This window comes from Streptomyces fildesensis, from assembly GCF_016107395.1.
GTDB classification, from domain to species: domain Bacteria; phylum Actinomycetota; class Actinomycetes; order Streptomycetales; family Streptomycetaceae; genus Actinacidiphila; species Actinacidiphila fildesensis.
The window spans coordinates 249,079-269,808 of record NZ_JAAIKO010000006.1 but is presented as its reverse complement, the minus strand read 5'-3'; the positions used below and the strand labels follow the sequence as shown (position 1 = coordinate 269,808).

Here is a 20,730-nt window from a genome sequence, read left to right as displayed (position 1 = left end):
GCAGCCGCCCGGGCGCTACGTCGCGGGCTGGGTGTCGAGTTCCGGCAGGTCGAGCTCGGACAGCGTCACCAGATCGTCATCGGTCGGCTCGTCGATCTCCGCGACCCGGTAGGCCTGCCGCTCCGTCATCGCCTGGAACGCCTGGCGGGCGGAGCGGCCGTTGCCGAACCGGCCGTCCCTGGGCACATGGGCGAAGTAGGTGTCGAGCATCGCCCGGGCCGCGTCCGTCAGGTCGTACTGGTGCGAGGCGGCGTGCTGTTCGACGATCCGCACCAGTTCGGCGGTGTCGTAGTCCTCGAACAGCAGCGTCCGGTTGAACCGCGACGCCAGCCCGGGGTTGGAGTCGATGAAGTGCTCCATCTCGGCGGGGTAACCCGCCACGATCACCACCACCGAGTCCCGGTGGTCCTCCATCAGCTTGACCAGGGTCGCGATGGCTTCCTGGGCGAAGTCGTTGCCCGCGCTGCCGCCGACCGGCGCCAGTGAGTACGCCTCGTCGATGAACAGCACACCGCCCATGGCCTCCTGGAACACCCGCTGGGTCTTCGGCCCGGTGTGGCCGACGTACTCGCCGACCAGCGCCGAGCGGTCGGCCTCGACGAGGTGGCCGCGCTCCAGCAACCCGACCGCGGCCAGGATCCGGCCGTACAGCCGGGCCACGGTGGTCTTGCCGGTCCCCGGGTTCCCCGCGAAGACCAGGTGCCGGCTCAGCGGGGGCGCCGCGAGTCCCGCCGCACTGCGGCGCTGCACCATCCGCATCAGCTTGACGAGCGACGCCACATCCTGTTTGACGCGGGCCAGTCCGATGAGTTCGTCGAGTTCGCCCAGCAGACTGTCCAGGCTCTCCTCGGGCTCCCCGGCCGGCTCGCTCTCCCCGGAGCCCTTCACCTCAGGTGCTCCCGACGGGCCGGACGCCACCGCGACCGGAAGCGAAGCGGCGGGCCACAGGGGGGATGTCACCCGGACCGAGACACAGTCCTCCACCACGGGATCGGCCCCGGGGTCGGCGCTCAGGTCCTCGTCCGCGTCATGGACCCGGATCCGCCGCAGCACGGGAGTCGCCCCGGCGCCTAGGTGCACGGCGGGAAAACCGGGTCCGGTGATGTCGCAGTCCTCGAACAGTCCCGCTCCCCCGGCCTCGACGATGAGGCCGTTCTTGCCGGGCCGGACGATGCGGACCCCGCTCAGCCGCGGCTCGGCGTCCCCGGCCACCACCACTCCTGAGCCGGCCGCCTCCCGGACCTCCAGATCCGTCACCCGTGGCCGCGCGCCCGCCTCGACGACGAGCCCGGCGGTGCCCGGCCGCAGCAGCCGCCCGCCCGTCAGCTCGATCTCGCCGGGCCCCAGCACGACGGCGGCCCGCTCCCCGTCGGTCACCTCGCAGTCGAGCAGCCGCACCGGACCCCGGGACGCGGACGTGATGCCGTTGCGGCAGCGCAGCACGCTCAGTCCCCGTACCTCCGCGCGTGACTCCCCGGCGATGTCGAGACCGGACATCCCGCACTGGGCGATCGACCCGTCCGTCATCTCCACGGTCGCGTCGCCGACCACGTGCACGCCGTGCTCCGGTGATCCGGACGCCCGCAGCCTGGTGAGGACGACGGTGGCCCGCCCTCCGATGTGGACCGGGCTGAAGCGGCACTCGCCGACCTCGCAGTCCTCCAGCCGTACCGTCGCGTCGTCCGCGGCGAGCAGGCCGTTGGCGGCCGAGTCCCGTACGGTGCTCTGCCCGGCGGTCAGCCGGGCGGCGCCGTGCACCCGGAGCGCGGCGGCGGCTGTGCGGACGATCCGCGTGTCGGCGAGCCACACCCGGGAGTCGTCCCCGGCGCTCACGCCCGAACCGCCGCTGTCGCGCAGCACGCACGCGGTGAGCAGCACATGGCCGGGGCCGGTGACGCTCACCGCGTCGGTGCCGGAGCCGGTCAGTTCGCAGCCGTGCAGGCGTACGCCGTCGTCGGCGCGGACCGTCCGGTCGTCGGCCCCGGCGGGGTCCACGGGGGCTGGCGAACTGCCCAGGACGCGGACCGCCTCGGCGCCGCAGTCCCGGATCCGGCAGTCCGTCAGGAGCGCGGAGCCCTGGTCCTCGACGAGCAGGCCGCTGCGGCCCGCGCGGTCGATCCGGCTGTCGCGCAGGAGGACCCTGGCGCTCTCGCGGATGCGCAGCGCGGAGCCCGACGCTCCTCGTACGGTGGTGCGTTCCAGTTCGAGGTGGGTGGAGCCGCCGGCCACCAGTCCGGTGCCGTCGGCGTCGGCCAGCACGCAGTCGGTCAGATGCACGGTGCCGGTGGTGCGCAGCAGGGCGCCGGTGAGGGTCGCTCCGGTGAGCGTCGTGTCGCACAGCCGGGCCGCCGCGTCGCCCAGGACTTCCAGCCGGCCGCGGGTGATGCCGCCGCCGGACCATGCGGTGCTGCCGCCGGCGAGTCGTACGGCGGGACGGTTCGCCGCGCCACCGCGGATCGTCAGCCCGCGCAGCACCACCCTGGCGCCGGCGGCCACTTCGAGGCCGGGCCGGTCCTCGTCGGGGGCGTTGACGGTCACCGGGCCGTGGCGGACGGGTGCGTCCTCACCATCGGCCGTCCAGGCCAGCAGCGAGACACTCCGTTCGACGCGCAGGGCCTCGGCGTAGTCGCCGGGGGCGATCCGGATCTCGTCGCCGTCCGCCGCGGCGTTCAGGGCCGCGGTGATCGTCGGGTGCGCCGTCGGCTGCCGTTCCGGATCGGCGACGTAGAGGATCGCCGGTCGGGCGGGGGGCGGGGTCACGGGGCGTCTCCGGAGGGCGGTGGCGGCCGGTGGCGGCCGGGGTTGAGGGTGAGATTGTGCATGGCGGCCTGCAGGTCGATGCCCAGTCTGCCCAGTTCGGCCTCGGCCCGGTTCAGGGCCGTGTTCGCCCGGCGCATCAGGTCCATCGCCTGGTTGTAGGCGTGCGAGGCGCCGGACGTGGCGCGGGAAGTGCCCGCGCCGGCGCTGCCGGTCCCCCGTTCCAGCGCCTGCAGTGCCCTTTGTGCCGAGCCGAGTTCACCGGTGGCCTCGGTGTACGCGCGCCATGCGGCAGCCTCGGCATCGACGCGCGTGACCTGGGGAGCGGCCGAGGTGGAGCCGCCGGGCTCCACGCCCCGTGTGGACGACGAAGCGGTGGCCGACGCCCGGCCCTTCCCCTTGACCTGAGTGCCCGGGTCCGTCGACGGCACGCTGTGGTCCGGGCGTCCTGGCGCGTGCGGGGGCCGGCCGCCGGGCGCGTCGGTGCGGGGTCGCTTGGTCGGACCGCGACCGTCGGCGCCCGGCGGCGGGCCGTCGGACAGCCGTGCGTGCCAGCCGCCGCCCCCGGGGCCGTCGTGCCAGGTGATGTCCAGGAGGTCGCGGGCGCGCTTGCCGCTGGTGGGCCCGTTGATCAGGTGGGCGACTCCGTCGCCGCCCGTCACCCGGATGTCCCGGCCCACCGCGTGCGCGTAGAAACTGAGTACATGCAGGCTGCCCTCGTCCATGGCGAAGTGCGCACCACCGACGGTCGCGCGCAGACCCTGCAGGGTGTCCGTCGGCGGGTGGATCCGTCCCTGGACGAGCCGGACGAAGAAGTCCTCGACACCGATGTTGTGGGCGTTCAGACCGTCGGTGAACAGCTTCAGCCGCTTCTGTGCGGTCGCCGCCGTCACCCCGCCGACGCTGTCGATCCGGTCGAAGGCACGTTGCAGCATCCGGGCCGGGTCCAGATCACCCGCCGTTCCGTCGGCGCGGTCGAGCGCCGCGAAGAGCGAGCCGGGTGAGAGGTCGATGGCCCGGGTCGGCAGGTGCTCCGCGGCGAAGTACCGCAGGTGGCGCAGGAAGTGGGTGGTGTCCGCGCTGAGCGCCAGGCTGTGCGACACCAGCCGCAGTTCGGCGGGGTCGATCCCGGCGAACACCGCCGCGCCCTCGCCGGGCAGCGGGGTGGAGACCGCGGTGCCCACCGGGTGCGTCACCGGAGTGCCCAGCCGTGGGTCGAGACCGTCGGACAGGGCCCCGGCCGTGGGACGCGGCGGGTCGCCGGCGCCGTGGCGCGACGGCCACAGAGGGTCGAACGGCCGGCCGTTGTTGAGGTCCGGCCGCAGTTTGGCGTACTGCTTCGCGATCCAGTCGTCGCGGTGCGGGGCCAGGGCGAGTCCGCTGCGGCCCGCCTGCGCGTTGCCGCCCGACGCGTCGGTGTTGAACAGCCGGTCCAGCGGCTTCTTGATGTGCGCGTGGTCCTGCGGAAGGGTGCCGTCCTTCCACAGGTCCTTCAGCAGCCGGGACACGTCGGTGGGGATCGCGGCGCCCTGGAAGTCGGTGAGGAACGCGGTTCCGCGTTCCGGCAGGACGTGGTTGGCCGCGTTCAGCTCGCGCAGGGTCAGCCGCGCGTCGAGCGCCTCGCCGGTGCGCCACAGGATCTGCCGTGCCTCGCGGGCGGCGGCCGCCGGGACGCCCGGCAGGTGGGCACCGCGGCCCAGCGCGTCGGCGAGCCCGTCGAGGACCGTCGGTGCCCGGTCGGCCTTGAGCGCCCCGACCAGCGGGTCGCCGTTGCGTACGGCGTTCGCCAGGTCGTGCAGCACGGCCTGGGCCTGGTGGAGCTCCAGTTGGTTCAGCGGCGGGCGGTCGGTCCGGAAGGCGTCGTCGATCCGGCTCAGGAGGTCCGACAGCTGGATGTGGCTGACACCGCCGAAGGCCGGCAGCGGCAGGTTCCGGTCCAGTTCCCACGCGTTGAGCAGGTTGAGCCGCTCGCTGAGGGTCTGGAACTCCGCGCCCCCGTTGCCGAACCGGACCGGCGGCGCGTCGGGGCGGTGCAGCATGACGGCGGCCGCGTCGACGAAGAGGTTGGGCTCCGGGGAGTAGGGCAGTTGCGGGTGCATGCCCGCCAGCCGGTCGCGGATCCGCATGTCGAGGCGGATCCGCGCGTCGAGCGTGGGCAGGAAGTCCTCGGTGACATCGCCCTTGACCTTGGGCACCCTGGGCTTCTTCACCGCCCCGTCGGTGGCCGCCTTCGCCGGCTTCGGGGCCTTCGCCGCATCGGCGGCGAGCCGTTCGTTGGTGACCTTGACCAGGTCCTCGGAGACGCCGGCCACCGCGGTGTCGGGCATGCGGTAGCCGCCCGACATCATCAGCGGCCGCAGCGGCGGGAACCCGGGCGAACCGTGAGCGCCCAGCGCCTCGTCGAAGTGCCGGAAGACGTGCTCACCGCTGGGCACCGTGTGCGGGTGGGCGTCGAAGTCCATGATCGAGAAGTAGGGGTGCTTACCCTCTTTGATCATCGTCTCCGCCAGATGGGTGCTGGCGGCGCTGGTCATGGTCGCGTTGCGGGCCGTGCCGTACGCGAATTTGGCGCTGGGTGCCATCGGGGTGGCGACCAGGGCGAGGGGGTGCGGGAACGAAGCCCCGCCGAGCGCGTTGTCGATGGCCCCGCGGATCGCGGCGAGTTCGCTGCGCGGGCCGTTGACGCCGATGACGACGGCGACCCGGCCGTCGAAGCCGGTCAGGTTGTGGGTGACGGAGTCCAGGAACGACTGCAGGCCGCGCAGCTCCCGGTAGTTGACGATCGCGTTCACCACGTACGCGATGGGCCGGGACTCCTCGACGCTTCCGTGCACCAGGGCCGCATAGCGGTCGGCGGTCAGCGGTTCGGGGGTGTGCCCGCCCAGGTGCGCGAAGGCGTCGTTGACCGCGGTGTGCTGATCGGCCGTGGCACCCGCCGGCGGGTGCCAGGTATGGGCGCCGCCGGTCGGGGCGGGCGTGTCGATCTGCATCGCGTCGTCGCCGTGCCGCGCGGGCGGGGACATGGTGACGTCGTGGCCGGCCGGGTGCGGCACGGTGTGCGGGGTGGAGCCGCCCGGGACTGTCCGGCCGGTGGTGTGCGGGCCGGTGGAGGGCACGTCGACGTCCATCGCGTCGTCGGCGGCGGTGTGCGAGGCGGTCGGTGACGGTGTGTTCAGGTCGGCTGCGCCGGGGCGCGGCGGACGGGGGCGGGTCGAGGGGGCGCCGCCGAGCAGGCCGCCGCGGTCGGTGAAGATCTTGCCGGTGACGGAGCGGATCTCCATGCGGGTGGCACGGGCGTCGATGCCGAGCGCGATCAGGGCGTCCTCGGCCTTGTCGACGGCCGCTCCGGTCCGCTCGACGTCGGCCAGCGCCGTCCGGTAGGCGGCGGTGGGCCCGGTGGAGGCGCCCTGGCCGGGCGGCGGGGTCACGTGGTCGAGCTGTTGCTCGGCCTTGCCCAGCTTGGTCGTGGACTGCTCGTACCTGGCCCAGGCGTTGAGCTTCGCGACGGCCTCGGAGCCGCTGGAGCCGCCGATGACGATCTGCCGCGCGGCGTGGATCCGCTGGTTCATCACCAACTCCGCGGCACGGCCACCGAACCGCCCGCCGGGCGGCAGCGGGGTGACCACGGCGGGCTGATCGACCGCTATGCCCTTGCCCTTGTCCACGCGCGGGGGAAGATGCGGCACCGGGACCTCGGCCACCGCCACGTGCAGGGTGCCGGGTAGGGGCACCTCGTCGGCCTTGACCGGGGTGCCGGGTCGGGCGACCAGGTCGAGCGCGCCCTTCGCGGAGCCGGAGTGGCCGGCGCCAGCGGCGTCCAGTCCCGGCTTGGCGGAGACGCCGGCCGGGGCACCGGAGTGGGCGCTGAGCCCGGTGGGAACCGGCGCACGGAGCTCGTCGTCACCACGCAGCAGGCTCATCGCCAGGTCGTGCGTGGACAGGGTGGGTTTCGGGAGCGGTCCAGGGGTGTTGAACGCGCGCGGCGCGGGGGCAGGGTGCACCGCCGCCCCATGCGTGACGGACGGCAACGGGCGGTCCGCCAGAGCGGTGGGCGTGGTCCGGACGCCCGGCTGCACCGGCACCGTGAGCGCGTGCTCGCCCTGGACGCCGTGCACCCCGGCCGAGGGCACGCCCGTCACGGAGCCGGTCGCCACATGGGCGACGGGCGCGGGCGGGACCGGGGCGGTGTTGGCCACCGCGTGCGCGTCGATCGTCTTGGGCGCGGAGTCCCCGATGCGCAGGGTGATGCCGTCGGCCCGGATACCGGTCACGGCGACGTCCCCCGAGGCCAGGGCGCGCAGTTCGGGGAAGGTCAGGTCGTTCAGCGCTTCGGCGTGGCCGACGGCGCCGCGGGCCATGGTGACGCCTTCTCCCATGCCGACGGTGTGCGGCACGCTCGTCGTTCCCGGGTGCACCCCGGAGACCACCTGGTCCATGTGCACCATCGGGGACGAGCCGTGCGCGTCGCGCAGCAGGTCGATGGCGGTGTGGCCGGGCAGCAGCAGATTGCTGTCGAGCCGTACGTGGCCGGCCGCGAGGTCCGCGTTGTGGACGAGCTGCGACCCGGCGGAGATGCCGGCGCCGTGGGTGAGCGGCACGCTCAGACCGCCCGGCAGCATCGTCATGCCGTGCGGCAGCGGCGGGGTGACCAGGGACGACCCGCCGACGCTCAGTCCGCCCGGGTGCGGCGCCCCGAGACCGGTGATGTGCAGGCCGGGCGCACCGCCGGCGTGGCCGACCACGGAGGGGGATCCGATGCCGTGCAGACCGCCGATGCTGAGCGCGCCCGAGCCGGGGTTCACCGCGGTGGGGACGCTGAGGGAGGCTCCCGGCGCGTGCAGGCCGTCGAGCCCGGCGCCGCGGATGGTGCCGAGCGAACCGATGCCGAGGTGGGCGAGGTTGACGGTGGGCATCGAGCCCAGGGCGAGGTGGACGAGGTTGGTGGTGCCGGCCGCGCCGAACCCCGCGCCCGGCCGGAAGAGCGAGCCCAGCGAGGAGTTGGGGCTGAACGTCCCCGGCGAGAAGTGCAGTCCGCCCGGCGACACCATCGGGGACGGCACCATCGTGCCGTGTCCGCCGCCCGCCAGCGGCGAGCCGAAGTGCAGCGCGGCGTCCGTGCGGCCCGCGTTGACGAGCAGTTCGTGCAGCTCAGGGTGGGGAATGCCCAGGACACGTTCGCCGAACGCGAGCCGGGCCGCGCCGCCGAAGCCGAGGACGCCGATCTCGGTGGCGTTGAGCGGCACGAGGGCGGCGATCCCGAACCGTCCCATCCGCTGGATGTTGACCAGCCCGTAGGTTCCGACCTTCGCCCAGTCGCCGACGACGTTCCCGGTGAACTTCACCCAGTCGCTGTGGATGGCGGTGACCATCGTGTTCCAGCCGCCCTTGGCACCGTTGCTGATCCCGCGCAGCAGGCCGGACAGGTCGATCTTGAGGGCGGGGCCGAGGTGGGAGCCGATCACCATGGGCGCGATGACGAACTTCGGCAGGCCGGTGAGCGTGGAGAAGTGGCCGATCTGCGACCAGATGTTCTTCCCGGCCATCGCCAGGCCGTTGACGCCACCCTTGAGGCTGTTGCCCAGCCCCTTCAGCAAGGCGCCGACGTTGATGCCCTTGGTCGTCGGGAAGAGCACACCGAGGAAGGCGAGTCCGAGCTCCAGACCGCTGGCCTTTCCCTGGCTGAACGAGACGATCGTCTTGATCAGCAGGACGGCGTTCATGCCCCAGGCGATGACGGCGAGGATGCCGCCGGTGAAGATCGCGAGCACCGACAGGATGATCGTCAGCCACTGGAAGACTTCCCAGAACAGGTCGCAGTCGCTGACCGGTTGGACCATCAGCTCGCCGGCCGTGTGCAGCTGCTTGCGCAGTTCCTTCGCCGCGGTGGACACGTCGCCCTTGGCGTCACTGGCGCGCTGCTTGAGGCCGGGCAGCTGCGCGTCGTCCTGCGGCAGCCCCTGCGCCGCGGACAACGCCTGGTCCGCCTCGGCCTGGGCGTTGGTGACGACGGTGCTGTAGGTGCGCAGCGCGGTCTCCGCCGTGTGGAAGGACTCCTCCACCCGCCCGACGAACTTGAACAGGTGGTCGTCGACCTTGTCGCGCAGCGCGTCGGCGGTCTTGCCGATGAAGCGCTGGCCGTCGCCGGCGGTGACCTGCAGTTCCTTCAGCCCGGTGTTGATGGTCCCGGCCGAGGTGGCGAGATCGCGCATCGCGTCGGCGACGACGGTGAGGGTGGCGGGGTCTCCCGGGGTGGGATCGCCGTCCAGGCCGAGCGCACTCCAGTCCCCTGGACGCGTTCCCACGTTCAAGCACCCCCTGGCGGCGATCGGCCGTAGGCAAGAGCCGGGCTCCACGGCACCGGACATCATGTCTACGCAGAGCGCGCCTGATCGGTTCACTCTGTGAACGACGTCACAGGCTGACGTCACAGGCCGCGGAGCCGGGTGTAATCCGGATCACTGAACCGTTCGGATCCCGGGTGCGTTTGATCTTACGTACGCGTCCCGTCCCCGACTCCGTCCCCCGGGAGTGGCTGTGCCCGACATCGCGGTCGACTACGAACTGCTCAACCAGGTCGCCCAGAAGGCCCGCACCCTCAAGGGGCAGGTCCAGGCGGCGCGCGAGGGCAAGCAGGACTACACGGTCAACGAGACCGGTGCGGCGTCGGTCTCCACGGCCATCCGCGCCTACTACTCCGTGTGGAAGAGCTCCTTCAAGCGCTCGGAGGAGAAGCTGGAGAAGCTCGGCAACCTCTACGACGGGGTGGCGCGGGGCTGGGCGGACTGGGACTTCCGGCTGGCCGGTGAGGCGAGCAAGCAGGAGGCGTCGCTCGCCGCGGATCTGTACACGACCCAGAAGAAGATCTGGGACGACTGGCAGGCGGCGGTCGCGGCCGGAAACGCCGACCCCAACGACCCGCACGCGCCCAAGCCGCCCGCGGACCGGCCCGGCACCTGGACCACCGACGACGGTCACGGCAACACCACCACGACCACGTACGAGTACGGCCCGGACGGCAAGCCGACGAAGATCACCACGACGCAGCACACGAACACCGGCCTGACCAGTACGGACACCACGAACTACCACGCCGACGGCACGTACGACTCGTCCGCCACCGATGTCTACGGCAATGTCACGACCACGACCGGCAACAGCCAGACCACCGAGTCGGGGAACACCAAGAACACCAACGACCACTTCACCAGCACCACCAAGGACCCCGACGGCAAGGAGAGCACGACCACGGGCACGACCACGTCGGTCTACGACACGACCACCGGTCACCGTGACTCGGACACCACCTACACCACCGTCGGCCCCGACAAGGACGGCAACCAGCAGACCGTGAAGGGCACCACGCACTCCTCGGTGGACCTCAACGGCCACGAGGTCGTCACGACCGTCGAGGTCAACGAGGACGGCAGCGGCACCAAGACCGTGGTGACCGACGGCCGGACCGAGGAGTGGAAGAGCGACAGCGCGGACCACGACAGCGGCTGGACGACGTCCGACGACGACTAGGGCCGGAACCGGCCCGACCCGTGAGCCGGGAACGGCACCACGGTCACCCCACAACCAAGGGAGCGCACCATGCCCGCAGGCAACATCAACCTTGACTACACCGAGATCCTGCGCGTCTCAGGCGTGATGAACCAGGCGGTCAACGACATCAACCCGCACCTGCTGTCGACGAAGACCTCCGTCGAAGGGCTGCTGGACAACGGCCTGTTCATGCAGCAGAGCAGTCCCGCGATGAAGGCCGCCTACGAGAAGCTGACGGCCTCGCTGCAGCAGGCCGTGGAGAGCATCAACAGCTTCGCGATGCAGTTCACCAAGATCAAGGAGTCCGTCGAGAAGATGGACGCCGACATCGCGGCCAGCACCAACCAGGCCTGACGGCAACGCGCGCGCCCGCGGCCACCTTTCCGGGTGGCCGCGGGCGCGCGCGTTTTCCGCGACAGGCCGACGACGGATCAGGCGTCGTCCGCCCGCAGCACCGTCTCCGGGACGAGCACCGACACCAGCAGACCCGACACCGGGTCGACGGTCAGCCCGCGGCCGGGCGTCGGCCGGCCGCGCAGCAGGTCGTACGGGACGCGGATGCCCAGCAGATCGCCCTCGGCCGGGGACTGCGGGGACAGCAGGACGCCCTTGCGGACCCGTCGTACCTGGCCCAGCCAGCCGATGCCCGCCGAGGTGAGGGTCTCCGCGGTGGCGGCGACCGCCAGCCCGTAGCCGCGGTCGCGTCCGGTGGCCGCGATGTCACGGAGCACCGAGTCGGCGGCCGGCATCTGGGCGAGCAGGTCCGCGTCGTCCACCAGCACGACCGCGGGCCCGGTCCCGGACTCCAGCGCCTCGCGGACCTCGTCGGCCATCGGGTCGGGCGACTCCAGCACGACGGCCTGCGGGTGCCTGCGCAGCCCGCGCAGCGGCGACTCGCGCGGGGTGATCGCCACCACCCGGGTCCCGCCGGCCAGCAGCGAGACCGCGAGACTGGCCAGCGCGGTGGAACGGCCCGCCCCGGGAGGACCGCTGATGAGGAACGACGGCGAGTCCGCCGCGAAGTCCACACCCACCGGCTCCAGATCGTCGCCGCCGATGCCCAACAGCCCCCACAGGGGACGCCGCTGGGCCGCCGGCACCTTCGCGTAGGCATCGGTGAACGTCACCTGCTTCGGCAGCGTCATCACCCGGGCCGGGCGCCGGGCGGCCGGGACGTCCCGGTCGCGGCGCGTCGCCTCGGCGCCGATGCGCTGCAGCGCCTCCGCCTGTTCGCGGCCGGTGGGCACGCCGCCCGACACCTCGCCGAGCAGCGCCACCTGCACCTCCGCGGCGCTGCCGCCGCGCCAGCCGCGCCCCGGCGGGACCACGGCCGGGATCAGCTTCGCCGGGATACCCGCCAGCATGTACTCGCTGCGGTCGGTGAGCCGCAGCAGCAGCCGCTCGTCGTTGAGCGAGGCGACCTTGCCGGACAGCAGGGCGCGTTCCGAGGTGGCGATCACGTGCACGCCCATCGGCGCGCCCTCGCGGATCAGCGCGGTGAGCTCCTGGACGGGCCGGCCGCCGTCGTGGTCGCCGAGCAGGGCGGTCAACGAGTCCCAGCCGTCGATCAGGACCACCAGGTGGGCGGGCCGCTCGGCCGCCGGCAGCAGGGTGCGCAGTTCGGCGAGGTTGGCCACGCCGTGCTGGGTCAGCAGCTCCTGACGGCGGCCCATCTCCCCGAGGAGGCGGGCCAGCAGGCGGTTGAGGCGTTCCAGGTCGGCCCGGGGGACGACGGCACCGCAGTGCGGCAGCGCGCTGAGCGCCGCGAGCGCGCCGCCCGCCGCGTCGATCCCGTACAGGTGCACGTCCGCCGAGGAGTGCCGGCGGGCCAGCGCGCCGCCGATCGTCCGCAGCGCCTGGGAGCGCCCCGACCGCGGGGTGCCGATGATGTACAAGTGCCCGAACTGGGAGAAGTCCAGCTCCAGGGGCTCCTGTCGCTGGATGCCCGGCAGGTCGGCGAGCGCCCAGGGGACCGCGGCCAGCCGGCCGTTCGGCAGGTCCGGCCGGTCGGGCAGGTCGTGCAGCGAGACGGCGTGCTCGAGCGCCGGCAGCCACGGGCTGGGCTGGTGCGGCACGTCCAGTTCCTCCGCCGCCTCCCGGATCGCTTCGACCAGCGCCGTCAGATCGGTCGGGGCGTCGGGGTCGTCCGAGTGGTCCGGGGCGTCGGCGTCCGAGGCGTGCTCGGGGCCGGGCTCGGCGGCCGTGCGGCCCAGCAGCGACCAGTTGACCTCGCTGGTCCAGACGGGAGGCTCAGCCGTCGGTCGGGCTTCGACCCCGGTACCGGCTGCCGCGTCCGGACGCGGCAGCTCGCCCTCGGCGCTCTTCCCCGCGCGGGGCGCTCCGACGAAGGCCGTCTGGAACGGCAGGACGGAACGGTGTCCGATCCGGGCCAGGGCGCGGCCCGGAGTCGCGGCGGAGATGGTCACCGCGTCGTTGACCTCCAGAACATCCATGCTGTCCATGCTGTCGGTGACACGCAGCGAGATCCGCAGGTTGGTGTTGGCGCGGATGTCGGCGGTGACGACGCCGGCGGGCCGCTGCGTGGCCAGGATCAGGTGCAGGCCGAGGGAGCGGCCGCGCTGGGCGATGGAGACCAGGCCGGGGATGAACTCCTGGACGTCCCGGGCCAGCGTGGCGAACTCGTCGATGATCAGCAGCAGCCGGGGCAGCGCGGCCAGCGACGGATCGCGCCGCCGCATGGCGCGGTACTCGATATGGTCTTTGGCGCCCACATTGGCCAGGATCCGCTCACGCCGGGTGAGTTCCGCGCCGAGGGACGCCAGGGCGCGCTCCACCAGGTGGCTGTCGAGGTCGGTGACCATGCCCAGGACGTGCGGCAGTCGCACGCAGTCCTGGAACGCGCTGCCGCCCTTGTAGTCGACGAGCACGAACGTCATCTCGTCGGGCCGGTTCACGGCGGCGAGCGAGGCGACCAGCGTCTGCAGCAGCTCGGACTTGCCGGCGCCGGTGGTACCGGCGACCAGCCCGTGCGGGCCGTCCTTGACCAGGTCGAAGGTGACGGGACCGGTGTAGCCGACGCCCAGCAGCGCCGCGGTGGAGGCCGGCCGGTTGGACCACCTGCGGGCCAGTTCCTCGCCGCGCGGCGGCTCCAGCTCCAGTAGGCCGAGCAGCCCGACCCGGTCCGGCAGACCGTCGGAGCCGTCAGGAGTGACGTCACGGACGGGCGCGAGGGCCCGGCCGATCCGCTCGCACCAGTCGGTGTCGACCAGGTCCGGGCGGATCTCGGTGAGGTCGGCGCTGCCGGTGCGGCGCAGCGTCACGTCCCGGGCGTTGACGACGCAGACCGAGACGCACTCCTCGGGGAGCATGCGCTCCTCCTGGTCGATGCAGATCAGGAAGACCCGGACGGCCGGGCCCTCCTTCAGCACCTGCACGACACCGGGCACGTCACGCAGCCGCCGCGCCCCGTCGAGCACCACCACGAGGTCCGGTTCGCTGAGCAGCGCCCCGCTCATCGCGGAGTTGCGGGCGCGCATCCGGGCGCGGACGGCCGAGACCAGTTCCGAGACGCGGTTGGCGACGGTCTCCGGGTCGTTGCCGAGGGTGACGGCCGGACCGCCGGAGTTCTCCGCGGAGACACCGCCACGGCCGGGCCGGGCGTGCGGCAGCCAGCGCACCCATTCCCAGGCCGGGGCTCCCGCCGTATCGGTGAGGACGGTGATCCGCACATCGCGGGGGCTGTGCAGGATCGCCGCCTGGGCCACGGCCCAGCGGGCGAGCGCGCGGGCCGCGTCGCGCTCGCCGGCGATGCCGAGCACACCGTCACCGGCCAGGTCGACGCCGACCGGCATGTCGGGGATCCGCCAGTTGACGGAGCGGTGGTTGTCCTCGCGGGAGGTGTCCTCGACAGTGAGCAGCGAGGACTGGTTGACCGTTCCGACCCGCAGTACGAGATGGTCCGGGTGACCGCGGCGGCGCTCCCACAGGCGGGCGCCGGGGCCGACCGCCCACAGTCCGGCGTCGGCCGGGTCGGGCCCGCCCGCCACCCGCAACCGCCGTTCCCGGTCGACCTTCTGCTGGATGTCCTGTTCCAGGGAGGCGCGCCGGGCGCGGTAGCTGGCGACGCCGTCGGTGTACTCCCGGCGTCCGCTCTTGCGGCCGCTCATCCAGTTGCCGATGGCCAGGACCGGGCTGAAGACCGCGAACATCAGGTAGAAGTACGAATGGAGGATGGTGACCATGCCGACGCCGAGGAGGAGCGGCGCGAACACCACCAGCAGCGGCACCGGGCGCTTGGTGGGCGGGCTCGGCGGCGACGGCAGGACGAAGCGTTCCGGCAGCAGCGGCGGAATGATCCGCGGCGGCCGGTTGAAGTCGAGGAACGCGCCGTCGGCGGAGACGGTGACGGCCGCGTCCGCCTCGGTGGGTTCCGCCACCCGCAGCAGGAATTCGCCCAGCACCAGTTCACCGCCGAGCGGCCACTCCTGCCAGCCTCGCGGCAGCGGCTCATGGGCGTCGGCGTACGGATCGGGCAGTTCCGGGGCGGGGGCGGGCGGCAGCGGGATCGCGTCGGCGCGCGGCCGGGCCGGCGGCGGCTCGGGCGCGGACAGCGCGACGCCCTCGGCCTGATGGGTGTTGAGCAGGACGGTCCCGTTGGGACGGACGGTGATCCGCACTCCCTGCGACGGCACGTCCCGGCCCTCCAGGAGGACCGCGCTGCCCGGCAGCGGGCCGGCACCGTGCGTGCCGGGCTCCAGCAGCCAGACCCGCCCGGCGTCCCGGCCGCCGACCAGCTGGAGTTCCACCCGGGGGCCGCGCGGCAGCCGCTCGCCGTCCGCGGACCGGGACGGCGGCGGCAGCAGGTCGCGCAGCGGGCCGTAACCCCCGCTCTCCGGCGCGGCCGGTCCACCGAGGCCGAGCCTGGCTCCGTCCCGCACCCCGGCGGCGGACAGCGGCAGCTCGGCGGGAAGCCGGCGGTCCCCCAGATACAGCGGGGGCAGTTCATCGCCGCCGTGAGCACCCGTCGTCTCCCGGCCGGCAGAGGCCAGTCTGGCGACGAGCGCGCCGACGGTGGTGGCGCCGGTGGCGTCGATCATGAGATCGCGGCCCTGGTCCGGCGTTTCGGCCGGAGTGATGCTGAGGAAGAGTCTCACTGGGTGGAAGAAGTCCGATCCGGGATTTCGCCGGGGGCGGCGGGCAGGGGACGTGACGCGGCGGAGATGCCCGCTGACCGCGCGGGCGCGGCGGCGGGCTCGGGCTCCGCGAGGTCGAGGTCCGGGTCCAGGGAGAGGGCTGGGACGGCGGCGGAGGCGGCGGCCGGGGCGGCGCTTGGAGCGGGTTCCGGGTCCAGTTCCCCTTCCGGGTCCGGGTACGGGTACGGGTCCGGGGAGGAGTCCGGTGCGGGCGCGGGGGCGGGGACGACGGCCGTCGCGGGGAGCGGATCGCGTTCGTTCCGGGAAGGGTCCGCGGGCCGCGTCGAAGAGCCGGCGGTGGCAGCGGGCGATACGGCGGCTGGTTCGGTGAAGTCCGGGTCGCCGGAACCGGGTTCGCCGGCCGTCGCTTCGGCGGTCGTCGCCACCGGCGGCGTTTCCGCAGCTCCAGGCGCTGCGCTCACGGAAGGAGTCGTCACCGGAGCCGTGGCACGAGCGCGCGACCGGAGGCGCCGGATGGCGCGGCCCACGGCCCGGCCGAGCGAGGCCGCCTCGACGTCGATCTGCATGCCGGGGCCCAGCAACCGCCCGTCGGACTCCGCGTGCAGGGTCCAACTGGAGCCGGGGAGGCTGCCGCCGACGAGTACCCGGGCCCTGCCCTCGGCGCTCAGCACGGCCAGCCGTTCCGCCTGCTCCGGTGTCGGCATCCAGCACGCCAGGATCGGCGGCAGCCCGGCGTACGAGCCACCGTCCGGGTCCGTGTCCCCGTCCGTATCTCCGTCCGATTCCCTGTCCGGATCGACTTCCGGTGAAGCCTCCGTGCGCTCGCGCACGGACAACTCATCGATGAGTTCGTCGAGTTCAGGACCGGGAAAACGCGGATGCAGGCCCCGTGAGACGAGGACCTCCGGCCCGTCCGGCAGGCTGTCGAGCTGCGCGGTCAGCGCGTGCACGACGCTGCGCGCCACCCGCCCGTCGCCTTCGACCACCAGCGAGGGCGGGCCGCTCAGCCAGTCGACGAGGACGACCCCCGGCACTCGGCGGTCGACACCGACGACGAGCAGCAGCCGGTCCCGGTCCTCCGCGACGGACGAGGGCTCCGGCGGCTCCGCCTGCGCCGGGGCGGACCAGGTCCACTCCCCCGGCCCGTCGGTGGCATCCGTCCACTCCCCGGAGGGGCCGAGCGGATCCCGGCCGGCGATGACCACCCGCGTCCGGTCACGCGACGGAGCGATCCACACGGTCGGGGCGTAGCAGCCGACGCCCTGGGCCGCGTCGGCGCGGTCGAGCGCCGCGCCGGCGAGCACCCGGGCCTCCGGGTCGGCGAGGAAGGACGTCAGCATCCGCGCGCAGCGGCGGTGCAGCCGGTAGGCGCGGAACGGCTGGGAGAACGCGAGGCGGGTCATCCGGGTCTCCCAGACGACGCGCCGGCACGTTCGCCGGAACCCGCCCTGGGACTTGATGATCCGGGCGGCCACCCAGATCAGCAGGACCAGCGCGACCAGCAGGCCGATGATGATCAGCCAGGAGTTCCGGTCCGGCATCGCCAGGGCGAGCGGCTGCGGGCCGGCGACGGGTGCCGTCCGGCCGGTCACGCGCACTCCCGCGAGTAGGCGGCCGAACGTCGCAGGTCGCGCATCGCGTGGTGCAGACGGGACTTGACGGTTCCGGTCGGGATTCCCAGGGCGAGTGCCGTGTCAGGGCCGGAACATCCGAGCAGGTACGTGTACACCAGAACCTCACGGTGGGGGCGGGAGAGTGGGGCGAGCAGCTCGACGAGGTGGGTGCGGTCGACCACCCGGGCCTGGTCGTCCGCGACGGCGGCGGTCTCGGGCAGATACGCGGTGGGCAGGGCGGGGCGGACACCGTCCCTGCGACTCCAGTCGATGACCACGTTGCGGGCCACGGTGCAGAGCCACGGCAGACCGGGCTGGAAGCCGTCGGCGCGCCGCGACCCCGAGCCGGTGGGGGACGCCAGCCAGGCCCTCAGAAGGGTCTCCTGCACGGCGTCCTCGGCCCGCTGCGGGTCGCTGGGCAGGAGCGAGCGCACGTAGCGCAGAAGCGGTTGGCGGTGGGGTCCGATCAAAGCGGTGAACCGCTCGTCCGTCTCGCGTGTCGCGTACCGCGGGGCGGAGAGTGCCGCTGAACTCATGGTGCTGCTGCCTCGGAGTGTTCGGGGTGATCGGGGCGCCCGGCGCGCGGGGAACCGGGCGAGGGAAGGGAGCGCCGGATAGGTGGATCCACCACAGACCGCACACCCTAGTCACCGGACGCAGCCGGAGGCAAAGGCGCCAATTGGCCAAATCGCCCTTGGGGAAGGCAGTTTGCGCCATCTTCGCGTGATGCGTCACCCTGCCGCGTGCGGCCGCTCAGCGGGCCTCCGGCCGCGGCCCGCACCCCTTCGGGCCAACGGGCGCAAGGCCTCGGAAGCGATCACCCGGCCCGTGACGGCTCCGCCGGGAACGAGTCGACCATCACACTCGGTAGCCGCCCGTGCGGGGAGCGGGTTCCCTGGCCCGACCTGCGGAAAGGGCCGGGAATAGAGACGCGGGCCCCGTCGTTCCCGGTGATAGTTGAATCAGCAACTACATGGATGTGGTGAGCACAGTGCAGTTCGGGATCTTCAGCGTCGGCGACGTCACCGCCGATCCCACCACGGGGGCGACGCCCACGGAGAACGAGCGGATCAAGGCGATGGTCGCCATCGCGCTCAAGGCCGAGGAGGTCGGTCTCGACGTCTTCGCGACCGGCGAGCACCACAACCCGCCCTTCGTGCCGTCGTCCCCGACGACCATGCTCGGCTACATCGCGGCGCGCACCGAGCGGATCATCCTCTCCACCTCGACGACGCTGATCACCACCAACGACCCCGTGAAGATCGCCGAGGACTTCGCGATGCTGCAGCACCTCGCCGACGGCCGCGTCGACCTGATGCTCGGCCGCGGCAACACCGGACCGGTCTACCCGTGGTTCGGCAAGGACATCCGCCAGGGCATCCCGCTCGCGGTCGAGAACTACGCGCTGCTGCACGAGCTGTGGCGCAACGAGGTGGTCGACTGGCAGGGCACGTTCCGTACGCCGCTGCAGTCCTTCACCTCCACGCCCCGGCCGCTCGACGGCGTTCCGCCGTTCGTCTGGCACGGCTCGATCCGCAGTCCGGAGATCGCCGAACAGGCCGCCTACTACGGCGACGGGTTCTTCGCGAACAACATCTTCTGGCCGAAGGAGCACTACGTGCGGCTCATCGAGCTCTACCGGGAGCGGTTCGCCCACTACGGCCACGGCACCCCCGAGCAGGCCGTCGTCGGTCTCGGCGGGCAGGTGTTCATGCGCAGGAACTCGCAGGACGCGGTGCGGGAGTTCCGCCCGTACTTCGACAACGCGCCCGTCTACGGCCACGGCCCGTCGCTGGAGGAGTTCACCGACCAGACACCGCTGACCGTGGGCAGTCCGCAGGAGGTCATCGACAAGACCCTGACCTTCCGTGACACCTTCGGCGACTACCAGCGCCAGCTGTTCCTGATGGACCACGCGGGCCTGCCGCTGAAGACCGTCCTGGAACAGCTCGACCTGCTCGGCGAGGAGGTCGTGCCGGTCCTGCGCAAGGAGTTCGCCTTGGCCCGGCCGGCCGGGGTGCCCGACGGCCCGACCCACGCCGCTCTGGTCGCCCGCGACCGGGCCGCCGACCCGGCCGGCCCGGCCGACGCCGCCTGAGCCGTCGTATCCGTCGACCCCTGTCGACCCTCCGGAGAGAAGGAGCCCATGAACACCGTGCATCTCGTCGTCGTCTCGGCCGGCCTGAGCCAGCCGTCCTCGACCCGGCTGCTGGCCGACCGGCTCGGTGAGGCGACCCGGCGCGCGCTGAGCGACCGGGACGAGGACCGTACGGTCACGGTCCGCGTCATCGAACTGCGCGAACTCGCCGCCGACATCGCCAACCACCTGGTGACCGGTTTCCCCGGTGCGGCACTGCGGGACGCCATCGAGGCGACGGAACAGGCCGATGGCCTGATCGCCGTGACCCCGATCTTCAGCGCCTCCTACAGCGGCCTTTTCAAGTCGTTCTTCGACGTGCTCGACAACGGGGTGCTGGCCGGAAAACCCGTACTCATCGCGGCCACCGGCGGTACCGCCCGGCACTCGCTCGCACTGGAGCACGCGATGCGACCGCTCTTCGCCTATCTGCGGGCGCTCGTCATGCCGACCGCGGTCTACGCCGCATCGGAGGACTGGGGCTCAGGCGGGGACGCGACGACGGACGGTCTCGCCGCCCGCATCGCCCGCGCGGCGGGAGAGCCGGCCGACCAGCTGGCCGGCAGGCCCGCCGCCGCCCCGGCCGCGGCCGAACAAGTGGTGCCGTTCGCACAGCAGCTGACGGCACTCCGGCCCGCAGGCCGCTGACAGCATCCACGCACCTCGATGAACCCACCGCCGGCCGCCCTGCTCAACGGGGCGGCCGGCGGTGGCATTCCTCAGGCGGACGGCAGCAGCTGGAACACCGGATGAAGCACGGACTCGGCGGCGAACTCCTCGTCCGTCGAATCCTGAGTCACATCGAAGTACGCACGGGTGACCGGGACTTCGCGCAGGTACTGGCGCAGCACCGGGACGCTCTCCGCCGGCCCGAGCTCGACGCTGCGCAGGTCCTCTGAGCGGCCGCCCCGGCTGATGGTGACCTGCCCCGCGGCCCGGGTGTTGTGCACCCAGTTGGTGACTCCGTACGCGGCGACCAGCCAGCGCCGGCCGTCGGACTCCATCACATCGACGGGCGTCGAACGCGGCTGCCCCGACTTCCGGCCCCGAACGGTCAGTATGTGCCGGTACCCCTTGCCGATACCGAAGCGGGTCATCACCGCGAACACCCGGTTCACCACCCGTGCACCGGCACCGACCCGATAGCTCTTCGCCATCACCGCTCCTGCTCTCAGCAGAGGTCCAACGGGCCCCGCAGCACTGCGGGACAGACCCCATCACGTTCCTGGATACAAGCACATCCCCGGTCGGGGATGCCCTGGCCGGGGCTATCGCGGGGCGTTCTCCGGTTCCTGGTCGAACTCACCGTCCGACTCCGCCGCGGTGAACGGGAGAAGGGCCGGCGAGAGGAACGGATCCGTCGACGGTCCCGGGGACTGCTGGTTCGGGCTGGTTTCCGGGCGGAGCGTTTCGGAGAACAACGAAGACATGGGCACCTTCTGACAATCGGTCCCGTCCGCTGAGGCGAACGGGCAGCGCTACCCGAAAGGTACACGCGTACGAATCAGCCGAGATCACACCACGCCGCCGTGGCCGGTCCCCGCCCGTCGAAAGATCATCATGT

At 72.6% G+C, this 20,730-nt stretch carries 11 protein-coding genes; 4 read left to right on the top strand and 7 right to left on the bottom strand.

The window, feature by feature from the left end; all coding sequences use genetic code 11:
- Nucleotides 1–15 precede the first annotated feature (15 nt).
- Together C6N31_RS12845 and C6N31_RS12840 are read right to left on the bottom strand one after the other, a co-directional pair.
- Nucleotides 16–2,760, bottom strand: coding sequence for a right-handed parallel beta-helix repeat-containing protein (locus C6N31_RS12845; protein WP_138354359.1), 2,745 nt, complete (start codon nucleotides 2,758–2,760; stop codon nucleotides 16–18).
- Nucleotides 2,757–9,059, bottom strand: coding sequence for a putative T7SS-secreted protein (locus C6N31_RS12840; protein WP_198357546.1), 6,303 nt, complete (start codon nucleotides 9,057–9,059; stop codon nucleotides 2,757–2,759). The genes C6N31_RS12845 and C6N31_RS12840 overlap by 4 nt, the downstream gene beginning before the upstream one ends.
- 232 nt (nucleotides 9,060–9,291) lie before the next feature.
- On the opposite strand from C6N31_RS12840, the gene C6N31_RS12835 reads away from it, so the two are divergent.
- Complete coding sequence (locus tag C6N31_RS12835) at nucleotides 9,292–10,281, top strand: hypothetical protein (protein ID WP_138354357.1); 990 nt, start codon at nucleotides 9,292–9,294, stop codon at nucleotides 10,279–10,281.
- Between the two features lie 69 nt (nucleotides 10,282–10,350).
- Complete coding sequence (locus tag C6N31_RS12830; RefSeq protein WP_138354356.1) at nucleotides 10,351–10,656, top strand: hypothetical protein; 306 nt, start codon at nucleotides 10,351–10,353, stop codon at nucleotides 10,654–10,656.
- Between the two features lie 77 nt (nucleotides 10,657–10,733).
- Here the strand turns inward: C6N31_RS12830 and C6N31_RS12825 are convergent, their stop codons facing one another.
- The 3 genes from C6N31_RS12825 to C6N31_RS12815 are packed head-to-tail and all read right to left on the bottom strand — an operon-like array spanning nucleotide 10,734 to nucleotide 17,565.
- Nucleotides 10,734–15,416, bottom strand: a complete 4,683-nt coding sequence (locus C6N31_RS12825) for an FtsK/SpoIIIE domain-containing protein (protein WP_138354355.1) — start codon at nucleotides 15,414–15,416, stop codon at nucleotides 10,734–10,736.
- Nucleotides 15,413–17,008 (bottom strand): hypothetical protein, encoded by a 1,596-nt coding sequence (locus tag C6N31_RS12820; protein ID WP_198357545.1) that lies wholly within the window; start codon nucleotides 17,006–17,008, stop codon nucleotides 15,413–15,415. The genes C6N31_RS12825 and C6N31_RS12820 overlap by 4 nt, the downstream gene beginning before the upstream one ends.
- Nucleotides 17,005–17,565, bottom strand: coding sequence for a sigma-70 family RNA polymerase sigma factor (locus tag C6N31_RS12815; RefSeq protein ID WP_138358501.1), 561 nt, complete (start codon nucleotides 17,563–17,565; stop codon nucleotides 17,005–17,007). The genes C6N31_RS12820 and C6N31_RS12815 overlap by 4 nt, the downstream gene beginning before the upstream one ends.
- Before the next feature lie 455 nt (nucleotides 17,566–18,020).
- On the opposite strand from C6N31_RS12815, the gene C6N31_RS12810 reads away from it, so the two are divergent.
- The gene (locus tag C6N31_RS12810; RefSeq protein ID WP_198357591.1) at nucleotides 18,021–19,127 is read left to right on the top strand and encodes an LLM class flavin-dependent oxidoreductase; all 1,107 of its coding nucleotides are present in this window, start codon (nucleotides 18,021–18,023) and stop codon (nucleotides 19,125–19,127) included.
- Between the two features lie 48 nt (nucleotides 19,128–19,175).
- Entirely contained in the window at nucleotides 19,176–19,814 is a 639-nt protein-coding gene (locus C6N31_RS12805) for an FMN reductase (RefSeq protein WP_138358503.1), read from the top strand.
- A 71-nt stretch (nucleotides 19,815–19,885) separates the two neighbouring features.
- On the opposite strand, the gene C6N31_RS12800 is transcribed toward C6N31_RS12805, so the two are convergent.
- Nucleotides 19,886–20,323, bottom strand: coding sequence for a nitroreductase family deazaflavin-dependent oxidoreductase (locus C6N31_RS12800; RefSeq protein ID WP_138358505.1), 438 nt, complete (start codon nucleotides 20,321–20,323; stop codon nucleotides 19,886–19,888).
- A gap of 111 nt (nucleotides 20,324–20,434) precedes the next feature.
- The gene (locus tag C6N31_RS12795) at nucleotides 20,435–20,596 is read right to left on the bottom strand and encodes a hypothetical protein (protein ID WP_164293887.1); all 162 of its coding nucleotides are present in this window, start codon (nucleotides 20,594–20,596) and stop codon (nucleotides 20,435–20,437) included.
- Between the last annotated feature and the right edge of the window lie 134 nt (nucleotides 20,597–20,730).

Coding starts and splice junctions, on each gene's coding strand:
- C6N31_RS12830 (WP_138354356.1), top strand. CDS start 10,351: ATGCCCGCAGGCAACATCAACCTTGACTACACCGAGATCCTGCGCGTC.
- C6N31_RS12815 (WP_138358501.1), bottom strand. CDS start 17,565: ATGAGTTCAGCGGCACTCTCCGCCCCGCGGTACGCGACACGCGAGACG.
- C6N31_RS12805 (WP_138358503.1), top strand. CDS start 19,176: ATGAACACCGTGCATCTCGTCGTCGTCTCGGCCGGCCTGAGCCAGCCG.
- C6N31_RS12800 (WP_138358505.1), bottom strand. CDS start 20,323: ATGGCGAAGAGCTATCGGGTCGGTGCCGGTGCACGGGTGGTGAACCGG.
- C6N31_RS12795 (WP_164293887.1), bottom strand. CDS start 20,596: ATGTCTTCGTTGTTCTCCGAAACGCTCCGCCCGGAAACCAGCCCGAAC.